Genomic DNA, 15869 nt, shown 5'->3' with positions numbered 1-15869 from the left:
GCTCAAGACCGCAGAAGAATCCACGCCATGCACCATGTCCAGTCTGTCTGAACCGGACAGCCGTGGGCTTGACCCGGCCAACCATCCCGCCGCGACGAAGAAAGGCGTGGATGCCCGGGCCTTCGCCGCGTCGAAGCGGCTTCGGCCGCGCAGGCGGGTTAAGCCCGGGCATGACGAAGGAGAGAGTGACCGTGCAGCTTTCACCGAACGGCTTCCTCACCATCGACTCCGCCCAGCTCGAATATCGTCTCATCGGCCCGCAGCCGTCCGACGCCCCTTGCATCGTGCTGCTGCATGAAGGGCTGGGCTCGGTCGGCCTGTGGGGCGACTTCCCCGACAAGCTCCAACAGGCCACCGGCGCCTCCGTGCTCGCCTATTCCCGCGCCGGCTACGGCGCCTCGAGCCCGGTCACTCTGCCGCGCCCGCTCGACTACATGCAGCGCGAGGCGCGCGATGTGCTGCCGAAGCTGCTCGACGCGATCGGCTTCCGGCGCGGTCTTCTCGTCGGCCATTCCGACGGCGCCTCGATCGCGGCGATCTATGCCGGCAGCCACGCCGACCATCGCCTCCAGGGTATCGTGCTGATCGCGCCGCATGTCATCGTCGAGGACGTTTCGGTGTCGTCGATCGCCGCGATCAAGACCACTTACGAAACCACGGAGCTGCGCACCAAGCTCGGCCGCTGGCACAAGGACGTCGACAATGCGTTCCATGGCTGGAACGGCGCCTGGCTCGATCCGGCGTTCCGGACCTGGGACATCACGGCTGACCTCGCCTACATCCGCGTCCCCGTGGCCGTGATCCAGGGCGTCGATGACCAGTACGGCACCGTCCGCCAGGTCGAGATCCTCCAGGAGGAGTGCTACTGCCCGGTCGAGGTGACGATGCTGCCCAAGACCGGCCATTCCCCGCATCGCGAGGCGCCCGAGGCGACCCTGCGCGTTATCGCCGAGTTCGCCGCAGCCACCTTGCCGTCACCGGCATCACAAACATGAAACAAAGTGCATGTTCTGGCATTTAACGGTAGACGCCAGCCATAACATGAATTATTGTGCATCTCAACGATAAGCACTCCAACGAAGGGTGACTCATGGCCGGGGAAGACCGCGTGCTCGCGGGAGGCAAGACGTTCATCGATTTTCAGACCGATCCCTCCCGCTACAAACATTGGAAGCTCTCGATCGACGGCGAGGTGGCGACGCTCGCCATGGATGTCGACGAGAATGGCGGCCTGTTCGAGGGCTACCAGCTCAAGCTCAATTCCTATGATCTCGGCGTCGACATCGAGCTTGCAGATGCCGTGCAGCGGCTGCGCTTCGAGCACCCGCAAGTGAAGGTCGTGGTGCTGCGCTCGGCCAAGCCGCGCGTGTTCTGCGCCGGCGCCAACATCCGCATGCTCGCGGGCGCGACCCACGCCCACAAGGTGAACTTTTGCAAGTTCACCAACGAGACCCGCAATGGCTTCGAGGATTCATCCGAGAATTCCGGCCAGCGCTTCATCACCGTGGTGAACGGCACCGCGGCCGGCGGCGGCTATGAGCTCGCGCTCGCCACCGATCACATCATCCTCGCCGATGACGGCTCGTCTTCAGTGTCGCTGCCGGAGGTGCCGCTGCTCGCGGTGCTGCCCGGCACCGGCGGCCTGACGCGCGTCGTCGACAAGCGCAAGGTGCGCCGCGACCGTGCGGACGCGTTCTGCACGACGGAGGAGGGCGTCAAGGGCAAGCGCGCCGTGCAATGGCGTCTCGTCGACGAGATAGCGCCGAACTCCAAGGTCGATGCCAAGGTCGCCGAGCGCGCCAGGGAGTTCGCGGCCGCATCCAAGCGCAACGGCAGCGGCAAGGGCGTCGCGCTCACGCCGCTCAAGCGCATCATTGACGCGAGCAGCGTGCGCTACGGCTTCGTCAATGTCGACATCGACCGCGCCGCCCGCATCGCCACCATCACGGTCTCAGCTCCCGAGGCCGCGCCGCCGGCCGACATCGACGGCATGATCGGGCAGGGCGCCTCGTTCTGGCCGCTGCAGGTCGCGCGCGAGCTCGATGACGCCATCCTGCATCTGCGCATCAACGAACTCGGCATCGCAATGCTGGTGTTCAAGTCGCAGGGCGAGAACTCCCAGGTCCTGGCCTACGACGCCTTCCTCGAAGCCAACAAGGCGCATTGGCTGGTCAACGAGATCAGGCACTATTGGAAGCGCGTGCTCAAGCGCATCGACGTCACGTCGCGCACGCTGGTGACGCTGGTCGAGCCCGGCTCGTGCTTCGCCGGCACCTTGGCCGAGCTCGTGTTCGCCTCCGACCGCTCCTACATGCTGATCGGCACCATCCAGGGCGACAACCGCCCGGCGCCTTCCATCGAATTGTCGGCGATGAATTTCGGTCCCTATCCGATGAGCCACGGTCTGACCCGGCTGCAGTCGCGCTTCCTCGACGATCCCAACGGGCTCGAGCGCGTGCACGAGCAGGTCGGCAAGCCGCTGGAGGCAGATGAGGCCGAGGAGCTCGGCCTCGTCACCTTCGCGCTCGACGATATCGACTGGGAGGACGAGATCCGGGTCTTCCTCGAGGAGCGCGCCAGCTTCTCGCCCGACAGTCTCACCGGCCTCGAGGCTAATCTGCGCTTCGCCGGTCCCGAGACGATGGAATCGAAGATCTTCGCTCGCCTGACCGCCTGGCAGAACTGGATCTTCCAGCGCCCCAACGCGGTCGGCGAGGAGGGCGCGCTCCGGCGCTACGGCACCGGCGAGCGGCCGCAATACGACATGACGCGCGTGTAGTTATCATCCGTCATGGCCGGGCTTGGCCCGGCCATGACGGGCTCATCGACACGAACGACGTGGATGCCCGGCACAAGGCCCGGCATGACCACCGGGAAGATTTCAGGGAGGCACGCCATGAACATGAACATCATGAACGTCGACTACTCGACCAAGATTCCGAACAACGTGAATCTCGCCGAGGACCGCCAGGTCCTCAAGGCGCTGGAAGGCTGGCATCCCGGCTATGTCGACTGGTGGAACGACATGGGCCCGGAAGGCTTCCAGCAGTCGCTCGTGTATCTGCGCACGGCCTATTCGGTCGATCCGCGCGGCTGGGCGAAGTTCGACTACGTCAAGATGCCGGACTATCGCTGGGGTATCCTGCTGGCCCCGCAGGAAGAGGATCGCAAGATTCCGTTCGGCGAGCATTATGGCGAGCCGGCGTGGCAGGAGGTCCCCGGCGAATATCGCGCGCTGATGCGCCGCCTGATCGTGATCCAGGGCGACACCGAGCCGGCCTCGGTCGAGCAGCAGCGCCATCTCGGCAAGACGGCGCCGTCGCTCTACGACATGCGCAACCTGTTCCAGGTCAACGTCGAGGAGGGCCGTCACCTCTGGGCGATGGTCTACCTGCTGCAGAAATATTTTGGCCGCGATGGCCGCGAAGAAGCCGACGAGCTGCTGCGCCGCCGCTCGGGCGATGCGGACTCTCCGCGCATGCTCGGCGCCTTCAACGAGAAGACGCCGGACTGGCTGTCGTTCTTCATGTTCACCTACTTCACCGACCGCGACGGCAAGATGCAGCTGCACAGCCTCGCGCAGTCCGGCTTCGATCCGCTGTCGCGCACCTGCCGCTTCATGTTGACTGAAGAGGCGCATCACATGTTCGTCGGCGAGACCGGCGTCGGCCGCGTCATCCAGCGCACCGTCGAGGCGATGCGGGCCGCCGGCATCGACGATCCCACCGATATCGCCAAGGTCCGCGCGCTCGGCGTCATCGACCTGCCGACCATCCAGAAGAAGCTGAACCTGCACTACACGCTGTCGCTCGACCTGTTCGGCTCGGAGGTCTCGACCAACGCGGCGAACGCCTTCAACGCCGGCATCAAGGGCCGCTATCACGAGACCCAGATCCAGGACGATCACCAGCTCAAGAACTCGACCTATCCGGTGCTCAAGCTGGTCGACGGCGAGATCAAGCGGGTCGACGAGCCGGCGCTGACCGCGCTCAACATGCGCCTGCGCGACGACTACTCGCAGGACTGCATCAAGGGCCTGTTGCGCTGGAACAAGATCATCACCACCGCCGGCTACGACTTCCAGCTCAAGCTGCCGCATACCGCCTTCCACCGCGCCATCGGCGAGTTCAAGGACGTCCATGCGACGCCCGAGGGCATCCTGATCGACGAGGGCACGTGGGCGAAGCGCAAGGGCGACTGGCTGCCCTCGGCCGACGACGGCGCCTACATCTCCTCGCTGATGAAGCCCGTCACCGAGATCGGCGAATACGCGTCGTGGATCGCACCCCCGAAAGTCGGCATCGACAACAAGCCGGGTGATTTCGAGTACGTGAAGATCGAGACCTGAGACCTGGACCCGGTCTGTTCCCTCCCCCCTTGTGGGGGAGGGCTAGGGAGGGAAGCCGCGGAGACGGTCGTTCGTGGCTTACCCCCCCCCTCTCCACCCCTCCCCCACAAGGGGGGAGGGAGCCGACCTTTCCTTGGGTTACTAATTCGGCCTCAACTATCCCAGCCCGCGCCTGGAATGCCGGGATTCGCGTAGACGATGCCGCCATCGACGGCGATCGTGTTTCCCACCACATAGTCGCCCGCCCGCGACGCCAGGAAGATCGCTGTCCCCGCCATGTCCTTGTCGGTGCCGATGCGGCCCGCGGGCACGCGCGCGGCGACCTCGTCGGCGTTGTCGCGCGCGGCCTTGTTCATGTCGGACTTGAACGGGCCCGGCGCGATCGCGGTGACCACGATGTGGTCCTTGATCAGCTTGGCGGCCATGCGCCGCGTCAGATGGATCAGGCCGGACTTGCTCGCCGCATAGGAATAGGTCTCGAGCGGGTTGACGAAGATGCCGTCGATCGAGGCGATGTTGATGACCTTCGCCGGCCGATCGGCGCTGGCCGCCGCGCGCAATGGCGCCGCCAGCGCCTTGGTCAGGAAGAACGGCGTCTTGAGGTTGAGGTTCATCACCTTGTCCCAGCCGCTCTCCGGGAATTCGTCGAAGTCGGCGCCCCACGCCGCGCCGGCATTGTTGACGAGGATGTCGAGCCTGGGCTCGCGCGTCTTGATCTCGGCCGCGAGCATGTCGATACCCGCCATCGTCGAGATGTCGATCGGCAGTGCGATGCACTCGCCGCCATATTCCGCCGTCAGTGCCTTGGCAGTCTCCTCGCACGGACCGGCCTTTCGCGCCGTGATGTAGACCCGGGCTGCGCCCTGCGCGAGCAGCCCGGATGCGATCATCTTGCCGATGCCGCGCGAGCCGCCGGTGACGAGCGCGATGCGGCCTTCGAGCGAGAACAGGTTCTTGAGCATGGTGCCTCCCTTTTGCTTATGTCGTGCGCGCTTGTGTGCGGGACGCGCCGGCACTGTCAAGTGAGACGCAGTCGCAAGGATTTGCCGCAATTCATCGGGGGGGCGTGAAGACGCGGCCTATGCCGCGTCGATGCGGCGGAAGCCGTTCCACATCGCGGTCGCGGCGCCCGAGGTCAGCACCGGCAGCACGCGGGCGTCCTGGTAATGGCCGTTCAGCGAGACGCGCGACAGAGCCGTGAGATGATCGGCGCTTTCGGCGAAGATCATGCCGGGCCGGGTGGTGACGGCGGTCTTGTAGCCGCTCGCGGCCGCCAGTACGAATTCGCGCTGCGAGGCGGCGGCGCGGTCGCCGTAGGGGTAGGCCATGTGCAGCACCGGCCGCTGCAACTCTTTCTCTATCCGGGCACGGCTGTCGGCGATCTCGATGCGCGCCGTCTCCTCGGTCTGCTTGGCGAGATTGCAATGGCTGATCGAATGCGCGCCGATCGAGATCAGCGGCTCTGCCGACAGCGCCCGAAGCTCGTCCCAGGACAGGCAGAGCTCGCGGCAGATCGACGCCTCGTCGACGTTGTAGCGCGCGCACAGCCCGCTGATCTCGCGCCGGACGTCGTGTTCGCCTGGCAGTGCGCGCAGCCAGTCGTGCAGGCGCTGGAACGTCACGCATTTGGCTGCCGGCGTCGATGCATCGAGCTGCAACGACATCCCGCCGATCTCGATGTCGATCGCGTTGGTCTTCGCGACCAGCCGCTCCAGCGTCACCCACCAGAGCCGGCCGTTTCCGGACGCGAAATCGGTGGTCACATAGATCGTGAACGGCGCATCGAACTCGCGCATGACAGGCAGCGCGAAGTCGCGATTGTCGCGATAACCGTCGTCGAAGGTGAAGCAGGCAAAGCGGCGCGAGAAGTCCTTCGCCATCAGCCGGCTGTGCAACTCGTCGAGAGTGATGATCTCGATGTCGTGGTCGCGCAGGTGCGACAACATCTCGCGCAGGAAATCCGGCGTGACCTCGAGGTGACAATTGGGCTGGAAATCGGCGTCGCGGTGCGGCCGCACATGATGCAGCGTATAGATCGCACCCACGCCCGAGAAGATCGGGCGCAGCCAGACATGCGCGCCGCTCAGATACAGCGCTTCCAGGCCGGCGCGGATAAAGGTTTTGCGAAATCGCCTCATCTGAAATATGCGGCCCGGTGAGTGTCGGGACAAGGTTACCGACGAATGATTGAAGAAAACCTTAGCCTGCGGTCGCAACGTACCGTGCGGCGCTCCTCATTTCCGGTTTGACAGGCATGCAAGGGTTTGTTTTCTCTCTGCTTCCTCGATGCGACGGATGACGAATGCGCGGACTTTTCAGGTGGAGCGGGAAATGGTGGCCTGGTGTCATCCCGCTGATCGTGCTTTGGGGCTTCGCGGCCTGGACCAGCACCGTTCCCCTGGAGAATGATCTCGCCGGTCGCAGTGCGGCCGCCCTGAAGGGGGCGGTGCTCGACAGGACGAGCATCACGGTGGATGGCCGCGATGTCTCGCTGCGCGCCAATGCGTTTTCCGAGGCCGGGCGCCGCGATGCCGTCGCCGCGGTCGACGCCGTGGCCGGCGTGCGGCTCGTCAACGACGAGACCCGGCTGGTCCCCGAGGCCAAGCCGTTCGTCTGGTCGGCCGAGCGTGACGTCGTCCGGGTGACGCTGGGTGGCAGCGCGCCGTTGCCCGCCTTGAAGGGCAAGCTGATGGACGCGACCCGGGCGGCGCTGCCGGGCGTGGAGGTCGCTGACCAGATGGGCCTGGCGCGCGGCGCGCCGGCGCGCTTCGAGGATGCGGCGCTGCTGCTGATCGGCCAGATCGCCAAGCTGAAGGACGGCAAGTTCACGATCTCCGACGGCGACGTCACATTGTCCGGCATGGCGCGCGAACTCGGCGGCCGCGAGGCGATCGCGGCCGCGCTCGGAAAGCTGCCTGACGGCTTCAAGGTCGCCAGCAACGAGGTCAAGGCGCCGCCCTATGTCTTCCAGGCCTACAAGGACCCGGTCGCGGTGACCGTGACGCTCGCCGGCAACGTTCCAGACGAGAACATCCACGCCGTCGTCATCGGCTCCTCATCGCGCAAATTCTTCAGCGAGAAGGTCGTGGACAATCTCAAGAACAGCCTCGGCGCGCCGGCCAATTTCGTGAATGCGGTGGTGCCGGCGCTGGGCGCCTTGTCGCGGCTGTCGACCGGCACGCTGGTGGTGTCCGACCGCGACATCAAGATTTCGGGTGATGCGCTTTACGACGCCGCCGCCGCCCAGATCCGGACCGGGCTCGCCAAGGACGTGCCGCAGGGCTGGCAGGTGAAGGCCGAGATCACGGTGAAGCCGGCAGCCGCCCCGGTCGATCCCACGGTGTGCCAGCAGCTGTTCTCCGACCTGCTCGGCAAGGCCAAGATCCGCTTCGAGACCGGCCGCAGCGACCTCGACCGCGATTCCACCGGTCTGCTCGACCGCCTCGTCGAGATCGCGTTCCGCTGTCCCTCCGCCAATGTCGAGATCATCGGGCACACCGATGCTGAAGGCGACTCTGCGGCCAATCAGGTGCTGTCGCAGAAGCGCGCCCAGGCGGTCGTCGATTATCTGGTCAAGGCCGGGCTGCCGGCCGATCGTTTCAGCGCGATCGGCTATGGCAGCACCCAGCCGATCGCGGCCAACGACACCGCCGACGGCCGGGCGCAGAACCGGCGCATCGAATTCGTGGTGAGGTAACGTCATGGCCTATCTCGTTGCCTTTCACTGGGGCTGGCTGGCCGGCGCATTCGCCATCGGGCTGGCGATGGGCTGGGTCGCCGTGGTGCATCGCGCCCCGCGCGTGTCGGGCTGGCTGACCTGGCTGCTGGCGGCGCTGGCCGCCGGCCTGGTCGCGGCGGCCGTGGTCTCCCTGATCCCCGGCCGGGCCGGCTACTGGCTCGAGCTGTTGCTGATCATGTTCGTGCCCTACCTCGTCGGCTGCGCCATCGGCACCTGGCTGCGGGCGCTGGTGGTGATCCGCAGCATGCGGACGAAATCGGCGGCCTGAAACCGCCCGCACCGGGCTGCACCCGACGCCACCTGCCGAGACTGCGGCGGGCGCGCCCACCGTCCGCGTGCCCAGGTCATCGCAACTGCGAGACACGAAGGTTTGACGAGGCGCGAACCTGTCAAACGCGCAGCTCGCGCTTATCGTTGAGCCATGCCGACCCGCCGAGCCATGGGGCGCCCCGGAAAGCCCGGAGATCCGCGTTCCTCACCAAAGTTTAACCTGGGGTTTGCAGGCTGGCGGGAGCGTGCGCTGACCCGCCGTCCTGCATGATGCCTTGCCTGACGTCTTTGCCTGATGTCTTGCCTCATGTGCGGCAAAACGGTGCATCGCATTTCCGTAAAGCCTGCTAAGTATATCCATGTGTACGCTTTTGTTCGCACGCTCCGTGTTCCCCAATGCGTCGAAACGCGCTACGAGGGCGTTGTATGCGCACATGATGCTGCGGCCTCCGGGGCGCGGCATCCCCGGCCGTCGTGATCGGATCACGGTGAGAGGTGTAGATGCTTGAAGCCATACGCAGAGCGGCCACGTTCCTGCGCGAGAAGCAAGTCCTGCACAAGCTCGGCGTGCTGATCAGCATCGCGGTGATCGCGGTCGCCTGCTACGTCCTCTACCACATGCTGCGCGGCATCGACACCTACGAGGTGCTCGAGGCGATCAAGAGCACGGAGCCGCATCAGATCGCGCTCGCCGCGCTGTTCGTCGCCGCCGGCTATTTCACGCTGACCTTCTACGATCTGTTCGCGGTGCGTGCCATTGGCCACGACCACGTGCCCTACCGCGTCAACGCGCTGGCTGCCTTCACCAGCTATTCGATCGGCCACAATGTCGGCGCCAGCGTCTTCACCGGCGGCGCCGTGCGCTACCGCGTCTATTCGGCCCATGGGCTGAACGCCATCGACGTCGCCAAGATCTGCTTCCTCGCCGGCCTGACGTTCTGGCTCGGCAATGCCGCCGTGCTCGGGCTCGGCATCAGCTATCATCCGGAGGCGGCGGCCTCGATCGACCAGCTGCCGCCCTGGGTCAACCGCATGGTGGCGATCGCGATCCTGGTCGGCCTGTTGGGGTATGTCGCCTGGGTATGGACCAAGCCGCGCGTGGTCGGCCGCGGGCCGTGGACCGTGGTGCTGCCGAGCGGCCCGCTGACCCTGTTGCAGATCGCGATCGGCATCATCGACCTCGGTTTCTGCGCGCTGGCGATGTACGTACTGGTGCCGGACGAGCCCAATCTCGGCTTCGTCGTGGTGGCCGTGATCTTCGTCTCGGCAACCCTGCTCGGCTTCGCCAGCCATTCCCCCGGCGGGCTCGGCGTGTTCGACGCCGCGATGCTGGTCGGGCTGTGGCAGATGGACCGCGAGGAGCTGCTGGCCGGAATGCTGCTGTTCCGGATGCTGTATTATTTGGCGCCGTTCCTCATTTCTGTAATCTTGCTGACGTTTCGCGAGGTTATCATCAGCACGCGGTCGAAGCGGCTGCGGCAGGCCGCGCTCAGCCTCGATCCGGGCCCCCCGCCCGAAGCCGCTTTTGTGAGGAAACGCAGCGATTCCGGTGCCTGACGCCAGTTCAAGGGAACAATCGGACCAGATGGCCCTCGACGCTCCCTCCGACACCTCGCTCTCGATCTTCACCCCCTGGCCGGACCGGCTGCGCCATTCCGCGATCATCCTGCTCGCTGCGGCGCTCGCGCTGGCCGGGCTCGTGCTGCTGGACGAGCTGCTGCCGCTGCGGGCCCTGGCGGTATTCCTGTGTATTTCCGCCGCCGCCCTGGTGCCGTGGCGGCTGCATGGCGCGGTCGCCAAGCGCGAGGAGGAGCGCCACGCCAACCCGGTCGAGGCGCCGGCCGTGAGCGCGGTGGTCGAGGGCATCCCCGATCCCGCCGTGCTGCTCGACCGCGCCGGCCGCGTCATCCACCTCAATGGCGCCGCCGCGCAGCTCGCGCCGGCCCTGCGCAAGGGCGAGCTCGCCCAGTTCGCGCTGCGCACGCCGGAGATCATCACCGCGCTGCGCGAGGCGATCGCCACCACCGAGATCCGTCGCGCCACCTATCACGATCACGTTCCGGTCGATCGCTGGATGGAGCTGATCATCACGCCGGTGCCGGTGCCGACGGCGTTCGGCGGCACCGACAAATGCATGCTGATGACGTTCCACGATCTAACCCCGCTGCGCCGGGTCGAGGAAATGCGCGCCGACTTCGTCGCCAATGCGAGCCACGAGCTGCGCACGCCGCTGGCGGCGCTCTCGGGCTTCATCGACACGCTGCAGGGGCCGGCGAAGGACGATCCGAAGGCGCGAGAGCGCTTCCTCGGCATCATGCACATCCAGGCGACGCGCATGGCGCGGCTGATCGACGATCTCCTGTCGCTGTCGCGGGTGGAGCTGTCGGCGCATGTCCAGCCCCACGCCATGGTCGACGTCGTCCCCATCATCCGCCAGGTCACCGACGGGCTGGAGTCGCTGGCCAGGGAGCGCCAGGTGGTGATCGAGACCAGCCTGCCGGAGGCGCCGGTGACGATCGCCGGCGACCGCGAGGAATTGCTGCGCGTGTTCGAGAACCTGATCGAGAACGCGCTGAAATACGGCGCCTCGGGCGGGCGCGTGATCGTCTCGCTGGAGCAGGCCGTCTCCGCCGAGAACGCGCCGGAGATCCGGGTCAAGGTGCGCGATTTCGGCCCGGGCATCGCGCCCGAGCATCTGCCGCGCCTGACCGAGCGCTTCTATCGCGTCGATGTCGGCGACAGCCGCGCGCAGGGCGGCACCGGGCTCGGCCTCTCCCTGGTGAAGCACATCCTCAACCGCCATCGCGGCCGGCTGCTGATCGAGAGCGTGCCGCGCAATGGCGCCGCCTTCACGGCCTGCTTTCCGCAGTCGAAGCCCGCGCGGGGCGCCTGATCGGCGGGCGCATCCTGCGGCCCGGCGCAGGCCGGGCACACGTCATCGATCGTTCTGAGTAAGCAGCCGGAGATCGCGGGGCGATGTGGAGCATCCTCATCGCCTGTCGCGGCCAACCGCTCAGCGCGTGGTCGACTTCGCCGGCTGGCGGCGGCGGTCGGCCGCGGGCTGATAGGCGACACGCGAATGCTGTGCGCAATAGGGCAGGCCGGACAGCGCCTTGCCGCCGCAGAAGAAGAAATCCGCGCTCGAGGGATCGCCGACCGGCCAGTGGCAGGTCGCCTCGTTGAGCTCCAGCAGCGACAGCCGCTGGTTCATCGGCACGACGTTGTCGAATGCAACCGGATCGGGCTCCGCCTCGACCTCGAAAACCTGTGCGAGCGCCGTGTTGCCGCGCGCAACCGGGCGCGCCACCCGCATCATCGGCTGGGCCGGGCGGGCCGCCTTGCGCTGGCGCGGTGCCGCGGTGGCCGGGCTCTTGGCGCGGCCGGACAGGCCCAGCCGGTGCACCTTGCCGATCACGGCGTTGCGCGTCACGTTTCCGAGTTCCGCGGCGATCTGGCTGGCCGATAGTCCGGCTTCCCAGAGTTTTTTCAGTTGCTCGACGCGATCGTCGGACCAGGTCAATACGGTCATCGAACCTTTCCCTTCGCGTTGCGCCGGCCAATTCCGGGACGGCGCTGCGATGCTGTCTCAAGAAAATCCCTGGCGGCAGAATCCCTTATCCCTCGCCGGGCGCGCACGAGGCACCCGGACGTTACGCAAACTCAGAGAACTTCGAGAGGGATCAGAACTGCCGCACGAGATGTCGTACTCGACGTCGAAAACGCTACAATATGGCGTGACTCTCGCGCAAGAGTCGGTGGCCGCAGTCCACACATTCCGTGGTTCCCTGTGGCACGTCTCGAGCCGTGTCGTGCGTCCGCAATCTCACGGGCCGGCCCCGCCATGCATCGGCTGACGCGTAGTTGACTCCCACCGCTGCCCGCATACAATAGATGTACGTGCCGCCTTGAAAAGGCGGCACATTTTGTTTTCCAGGGTGGGGTCCCTGATGCGCGATGGCGCCGCGTGGCGCGTGTCTCGGCCGGCCCGTCAGCTCATGTGATCCGCCATGACCAGTGTTGCCGCTACGCATCTCCTCCCCGTATTCGCCCGGGTCGATCTTTCGTTCGAGCGCGGCGAAGGCGCGTGGCTGATCGCGACCAATGGCGATCGCTATCTCGATTTCACCTCGGGCGTCGCCGTCAATTCGCTCGGCCATGCGCACCCGCATCTGGTCAAGGCGCTGCAGGAACAGGCGGCCAAGCTCTGGCACATGTCGAACCTGTTCAAGAGCCCGGATGGCGAGCGCCTCGCCGCGCGGCTGTGCGAGCAGAGCTTTGCCGACTACGTGTTCTTCGCCAATTCCGGCGCCGAGGCGATGGAAGGCGCGATCAAGATCACGCGCAAATATCACGCCGCCAAGGGCCATCCCGAACGCTACCGTATCATCACCTTCGAAGGCGCGTTCCACGGCCGCACGCTGGCGACGCTCGCCGCGACAGGTTCCGCGAAATATCTCGACGGCTTCGGTCCGCCGATGGACGGCTTCGATCAGGTTCCGTTCGGCGACATCGAAGCGGTGAAGAAGGCAATCGGTCCGCACACCGCCGGCATCCTGGTCGAGCCGGTGCAGGGCGAGGGCGGCGTGCGCACCGCGCCGCTGCCGTTCTACAAGGCGCTGCGCCAGCTCTGCGACGACAACGGTCTGTTGCTCGTCATCGACGAGGTCCAGACCGGCATGGGCCGCACCGGCGATCTGTTTGCGCATCGCTGGCTCGGCGTCACGCCGGACGTGATGTCGCTGGCCAAGGCGCTCGGCGGCGGCTTTCCCATCGGCGCCGTGCTCGCCACGGCCGAGGCCGCGTCGGGCATGACGCCGGGCTCGCACGGCTCGACCTTCGGCGGCAATCCGCTGGCGGTCGCCGCGGCCAACGCCGTGCTCGACGTGATGCTGGCGCCCGGCTTCTTCGATCACGTCCGCAGGATGTCGCTGCTGTTGAAGCAGAAGCTTGGTGCCGTCCTCGATCGTCATCCCGACATCATCTCCGAGATCCGCGGCGAGGGCCTTCTGATCGGCGTCAAGGCGGTGGTGCCGTCGGGCGATCTGGTCGCGGCGCTGCGCGATCAGAAGCTGCTCACGGTGGGCGCCGGCGACAACGTCGTGCGCTTTCTGCCGCCGCTGATCGTCAACGAATCCGAAATCGAACAATCGGTCGAGATGCTCGATCGCGCCTGTGCGGCGCTGTCGGGCAAGCCTGCCAGGCAGGCGGCCGCATCATGAGCAAGACCATGGGCAACACGCCGCGTCATTTCCTCGATCTCACCGAGATGCCGGTCGAGGAGCTGCGCAACGTGCTGGCGCTGTCCAGCGCGATGAAGAAGACCTTGAAGGCGCGCGAGCCGGCGAAGAAGCCGCTCGAGGGCAAGGTGCTGGCGATGATCTTCGACAAGCCGTCGACCCGCACCCGCGTGTCGTTCGACGTCGGCATGCGCCAGCTCGGCGGCGAGGCGATCATGCTGACCGGCACCGAGATGCAGCTCGGCCGCGGCGAGACCATCGCCGACACCGCGCGCGTGCTGTCGCGCTATGTCGACGCCATCATGATCCGCATCCTCAGCCACGAGGCGCTGCTCGAGCTCGCCGCGCACGCCACCGTGCCGGTGATCAACGGCCTGACCCGGCGCTCGCATCCCTGCCAGGTGATGGCCGACGTGATGACCTTCGAGGAGCATCGCGGTTCGATCGAGGGCCGCACCGTGGCCTGGACTGGCGACGACAACAACGTGCTGGCGTCCTGGGCGCATGCCGCCGAGCGCTTCAAGTTCCGGCTCAACGTCGCCACCCCCCCGCAGCTGTCGCCGGGCAAGCCGATGAAGGATTTCATCCGCGCCACCCGCGCCGACATCCATCTCGGCCACGACCCGGAAGTGGCCGTGGCGAATGCCGACTGCGTCGTCACCGACACCTGGGTGTCGATGGGCGACAAGGACGGCGAGCATCGCCACAACCTGCTCAAGCCGTATCAGGTCAATTCGAAGTTGATGTCCTTGGCCAAGCCCGAGGCGCTGTTCATGCACTGCCTGCCCGCCCACCGCGGCGAAGAGGTCACCGACGAGGTGATCGACGGCCCGCAGTCCGTCGTCTTCGACGAAGCTGAAAACCGCCTGCACGCCCAGAAGGGCATCCTGGCGTGGTGCTTCGGCGAGCGGGCGTAGGGTTCGACGGCGCCACACCACCGGTGTCGTCCCGGCCTTGAGCCGGGACCCATACCGCGTGATCGAACTGGTTTGCAGCGGTGGCCGTTGCTCTGCTTAGTTGTCGGGATCGTGGTTCGTTCGTCAAGGCCTGGTGTGGGCTGCAAGACGAGTGACTACTACCGACGTCCCTCGATAGCATCCGCGGTATGGGTCCCGGCTCAAGCCGGGACGACAGTCGGGGGGTGCCCTTCCATTCGTGCCAAAAAACCCCAAATACGCCCCATGACAGCCAATCCCCCCGCTACCAACATCAACCTCGACACCAGCCGCGCGCCCTCGGCGGTGCCGGTCGACGACGCCGTGCTGCCGTTCGAAGTCGCGGCGCTCGATCTGCGCGGGCGGCTGACCCGCATGGGCCCGGCGCTCGACGACATCCTCACCAAGCACGCTTATCCCGCGCCCGTGGGCAAGCTGCTCGGCGAAGCCATCGTGCTGACGACCCTACTCGGCTCCTCGCTGAAGTTCGACGGTCGCTTCATCCTGCAGACCCAGACCGATGGTCCGGTCTCGTTTCTGGTTGTCGACTTCCAGGCGCCCGACCGGTTGCGCGCTTACGCACGCTATGACGAGGCGCGGCTCTCGGAAGCGAAGGACTCCGGCGGCCTGCTCGGCAAGGGCCATCTGGCGATGACCATCGACCAGGGCGCCGACATGAGCCGCTACCAGGGCCTCGTCGCGCTCTCCGGCGGCAGCCTGGAGGAGGCCGCGCACGAATACTTCCTCCGCTCCGAGCAGATCCCCACGCGGGTGCGCCTCGCCGTCGGCGAGGAGTGGAGCGGCGGCAAGCACCGCTGGCGCGCCGGCGGCCTGCTGACGCAATTCCTGCCGCAGGCGCCCGAGCGCCTGCGCCAGGCCGATCTGCATCCCGGCGATGCGCCGGAGGGTACCGAGCTGCACGCGGTCGAGGAAGACGAGGCCTGGATCGAGGGTCAATCGCTGGTCGCGACAGTCGAGGATATCGAGCTGATCGACCCGGCGCTGTCCGGCGAGCGGCTGCTGTATCGCCTGTTCCACGAGCGCGGCGTGCGCGTGTTCGACACCGTGCCGCTGCAGGCGCGCTGCTCCTGCTCGCGCGACGCGGTCGCCAACATGCTGAAGAGCTTCTCGTCCCAGGACCGCGCCGACATGGTCAAGGACGACAAGGTCGTCGTCACCTGCGAGTTCTGCTCCTCGGTCTATCAGTTCACCCCGCACGAGGCGGGCGTGACGGAGAACTAGGCCGTCGATTCACGACGCGACGGCCCGGCAGGAGTGATTGGACGGCCGGCGATGCGCCAGCGAGCGATGCCGCAAGGCGTGATGCGCAACAGGGCGCC

At 66.4% G+C, this 15869-nt stretch carries 13 protein-coding genes; 10 read left to right on the top strand and 3 right to left on the bottom strand.

From position 1 onward, the window contains the following. The first annotated feature begins 191 nt into the window (after positions 1-191). The 3 genes from ACQR10_RS26200 (at position 192) to boxB (ending at position 4348) form a co-directional block, all read left to right on the top strand. Positions 192-995: an alpha/beta fold hydrolase gene (locus tag ACQR10_RS26200; protein WP_316218158.1), complete on the top strand. Its 804-nt coding sequence runs from the start codon at positions 192-194 to the stop codon at positions 993-995. A gap of 95 nt (positions 996-1090) precedes the next feature. Then, a complete protein-coding gene (gene boxC / locus ACQR10_RS26195) occupies positions 1091-2779 on the top strand; it encodes a 2,3-epoxybenzoyl-CoA dihydrolase (protein ID WP_315801604.1) in 1689 nt (562 codons plus the stop codon). 117 nt (positions 2780-2896) lie between these two features. Further along, on the top strand, positions 2897-4348 hold the full coding sequence (gene boxB, locus ACQR10_RS26190) for a benzoyl-CoA 2,3-epoxidase subunit BoxB (protein WP_316218159.1): 1452 nt from the start codon (positions 2897-2899) through the stop codon (positions 4346-4348). A 152-nt stretch (positions 4349-4500) separates the two neighbouring features. Here boxB and ACQR10_RS26185 read toward each other — a convergent pair whose 3' ends face one another. Then, positions 4501-5310, bottom strand: coding sequence for an SDR family oxidoreductase (locus ACQR10_RS26185; RefSeq protein ID WP_316218160.1), 810 nt, complete (start codon positions 5308-5310; stop codon positions 4501-4503). 117 nt (positions 5311-5427) lie between these two features. Beyond that, on the bottom strand, positions 5428-6486 hold the full coding sequence (locus ACQR10_RS26180; RefSeq protein ID WP_316218161.1) for a polysaccharide deacetylase family protein: 1059 nt from the start codon (positions 6484-6486) through the stop codon (positions 5428-5430). Positions 6487-6650: 164 nt separating this feature from the next. Here ACQR10_RS26180 and ACQR10_RS26175 point away from each other — a divergent pair, with 164 nt between their 5' ends. The 4 genes from ACQR10_RS26175 (at position 6651) to ACQR10_RS26160 (ending at position 11250) form a co-directional block, all read left to right on the top strand. After that, the gene (locus ACQR10_RS26175) at positions 6651-8045 is read left to right on the top strand and encodes an OmpA family protein (RefSeq protein ID WP_315801600.1); all 1395 of its coding nucleotides are present in this window, start codon (positions 6651-6653) and stop codon (positions 8043-8045) included. Between the two features lie 4 nt (positions 8046-8049). Then, entirely contained in the window at positions 8050-8355 is a 306-nt protein-coding gene (locus ACQR10_RS26170; RefSeq protein WP_315801599.1) for a hypothetical protein, read from the top strand. A gap of 503 nt (positions 8356-8858) precedes the next feature. After that, positions 8859-9914: a lysylphosphatidylglycerol synthase domain-containing protein gene (locus ACQR10_RS26165; protein ID WP_315751236.1), complete on the top strand. Its 1056-nt coding sequence runs from the start codon at positions 8859-8861 to the stop codon at positions 9912-9914. A 28-nt stretch (positions 9915-9942) separates the two neighbouring features. Continuing rightward, complete coding sequence (locus ACQR10_RS26160; protein WP_316182003.1) at positions 9943-11250, top strand: ATP-binding protein; 1308 nt, start codon at positions 9943-9945, stop codon at positions 11248-11250. 120 nt (positions 11251-11370) lie between these two features. Here the strand turns inward: ACQR10_RS26160 and ACQR10_RS26155 are convergent, their stop codons facing one another. Beyond that, complete coding sequence (locus ACQR10_RS26155; protein ID WP_315717142.1) at positions 11371-11886, bottom strand: GcrA family cell cycle regulator; 516 nt, start codon at positions 11884-11886, stop codon at positions 11371-11373. A gap of 478 nt (positions 11887-12364) precedes the next feature. Here ACQR10_RS26155 and ACQR10_RS26150 point away from each other — a divergent pair, with 478 nt between their 5' ends. The 3 genes from ACQR10_RS26150 (at position 12365) to ACQR10_RS26140 (ending at position 15771) form a co-directional block, all read left to right on the top strand. Then, complete coding sequence (locus ACQR10_RS26150; RefSeq protein ID WP_316182001.1) at positions 12365-13576, top strand: aspartate aminotransferase family protein; 1212 nt, start codon at positions 12365-12367, stop codon at positions 13574-13576. Between the two features lie 8 nt (positions 13577-13584). Further along, positions 13585-14511, top strand: a complete 927-nt coding sequence (gene argF, locus ACQR10_RS26145) for an ornithine carbamoyltransferase (RefSeq protein WP_315801770.1) — start codon at positions 13585-13587, stop codon at positions 14509-14511. Between the two features lie 264 nt (positions 14512-14775). Beyond that, complete coding sequence (locus ACQR10_RS26140; RefSeq protein ID WP_316181999.1) at positions 14776-15771, top strand: Hsp33 family molecular chaperone; 996 nt, start codon at positions 14776-14778, stop codon at positions 15769-15771. Positions 15772-15869 lie beyond the last annotated feature (98 nt).

Origin of the sequence: Bradyrhizobium sp. HKCCYLRH2060, assembly GCF_051168135.1 — a bacterium.
Taxonomy (GTDB): Bacteria; Pseudomonadota; Alphaproteobacteria; order Rhizobiales; family Xanthobacteraceae; genus Bradyrhizobium.
This window is presented reverse-complemented; position numbering and strand designations above follow the sequence as displayed.

Bases quoted from the DNA above. Each gene is read 5' to 3' on its own strand.
- boxB (WP_316218159.1), top strand. From the start codon at position 2,897: ATGAACATGAACATCATGAACGTCGACTACTCGACCAAGATTCCGAAC.
- ACQR10_RS26175 (WP_315801600.1), top strand. From the start codon at position 6,651: ATGCGCGGACTTTTCAGGTGGAGCGGGAAATGGTGGCCTGGTGTCATC.
- argF (WP_315801770.1), top strand. From the start codon at position 13,585: ATGGGCAACACGCCGCGTCATTTCCTCGATCTCACCGAGATGCCGGTC.
- ACQR10_RS26155 (WP_315717142.1), bottom strand. From the start codon at position 11,886: ATGACCGTATTGACCTGGTCCGACGATCGCGTCGAGCAACTGAAAAAA.
- ACQR10_RS26150 (WP_316182001.1), top strand. From the start codon at position 12,365: ATGACCAGTGTTGCCGCTACGCATCTCCTCCCCGTATTCGCCCGGGTC.
- ACQR10_RS26165 (WP_315751236.1), top strand. From the start codon at position 8,859: ATGCTTGAAGCCATACGCAGAGCGGCCACGTTCCTGCGCGAGAAGCAA.
- ACQR10_RS26180 (WP_316218161.1), bottom strand. From the start codon at position 6,486: ATGAGGCGATTTCGCAAAACCTTTATCCGCGCCGGCCTGGAAGCGCTG.
- ACQR10_RS26160 (WP_316182003.1), top strand. From the start codon at position 9,943: ATGGCCCTCGACGCTCCCTCCGACACCTCGCTCTCGATCTTCACCCCC.
- ACQR10_RS26170 (WP_315801599.1), top strand. From the start codon at position 8,050: ATGGCCTATCTCGTTGCCTTTCACTGGGGCTGGCTGGCCGGCGCATTC.
- ACQR10_RS26185 (WP_316218160.1), bottom strand. From the start codon at position 5,310: ATGCTCAAGAACCTGTTCTCGCTCGAAGGCCGCATCGCGCTCGTCACC.
- ACQR10_RS26140 (WP_316181999.1), top strand. From the start codon at position 14,776: ATGACAGCCAATCCCCCCGCTACCAACATCAACCTCGACACCAGCCGC.
- boxC (WP_315801604.1), top strand. From the start codon at position 1,091: ATGGCCGGGGAAGACCGCGTGCTCGCGGGAGGCAAGACGTTCATCGAT.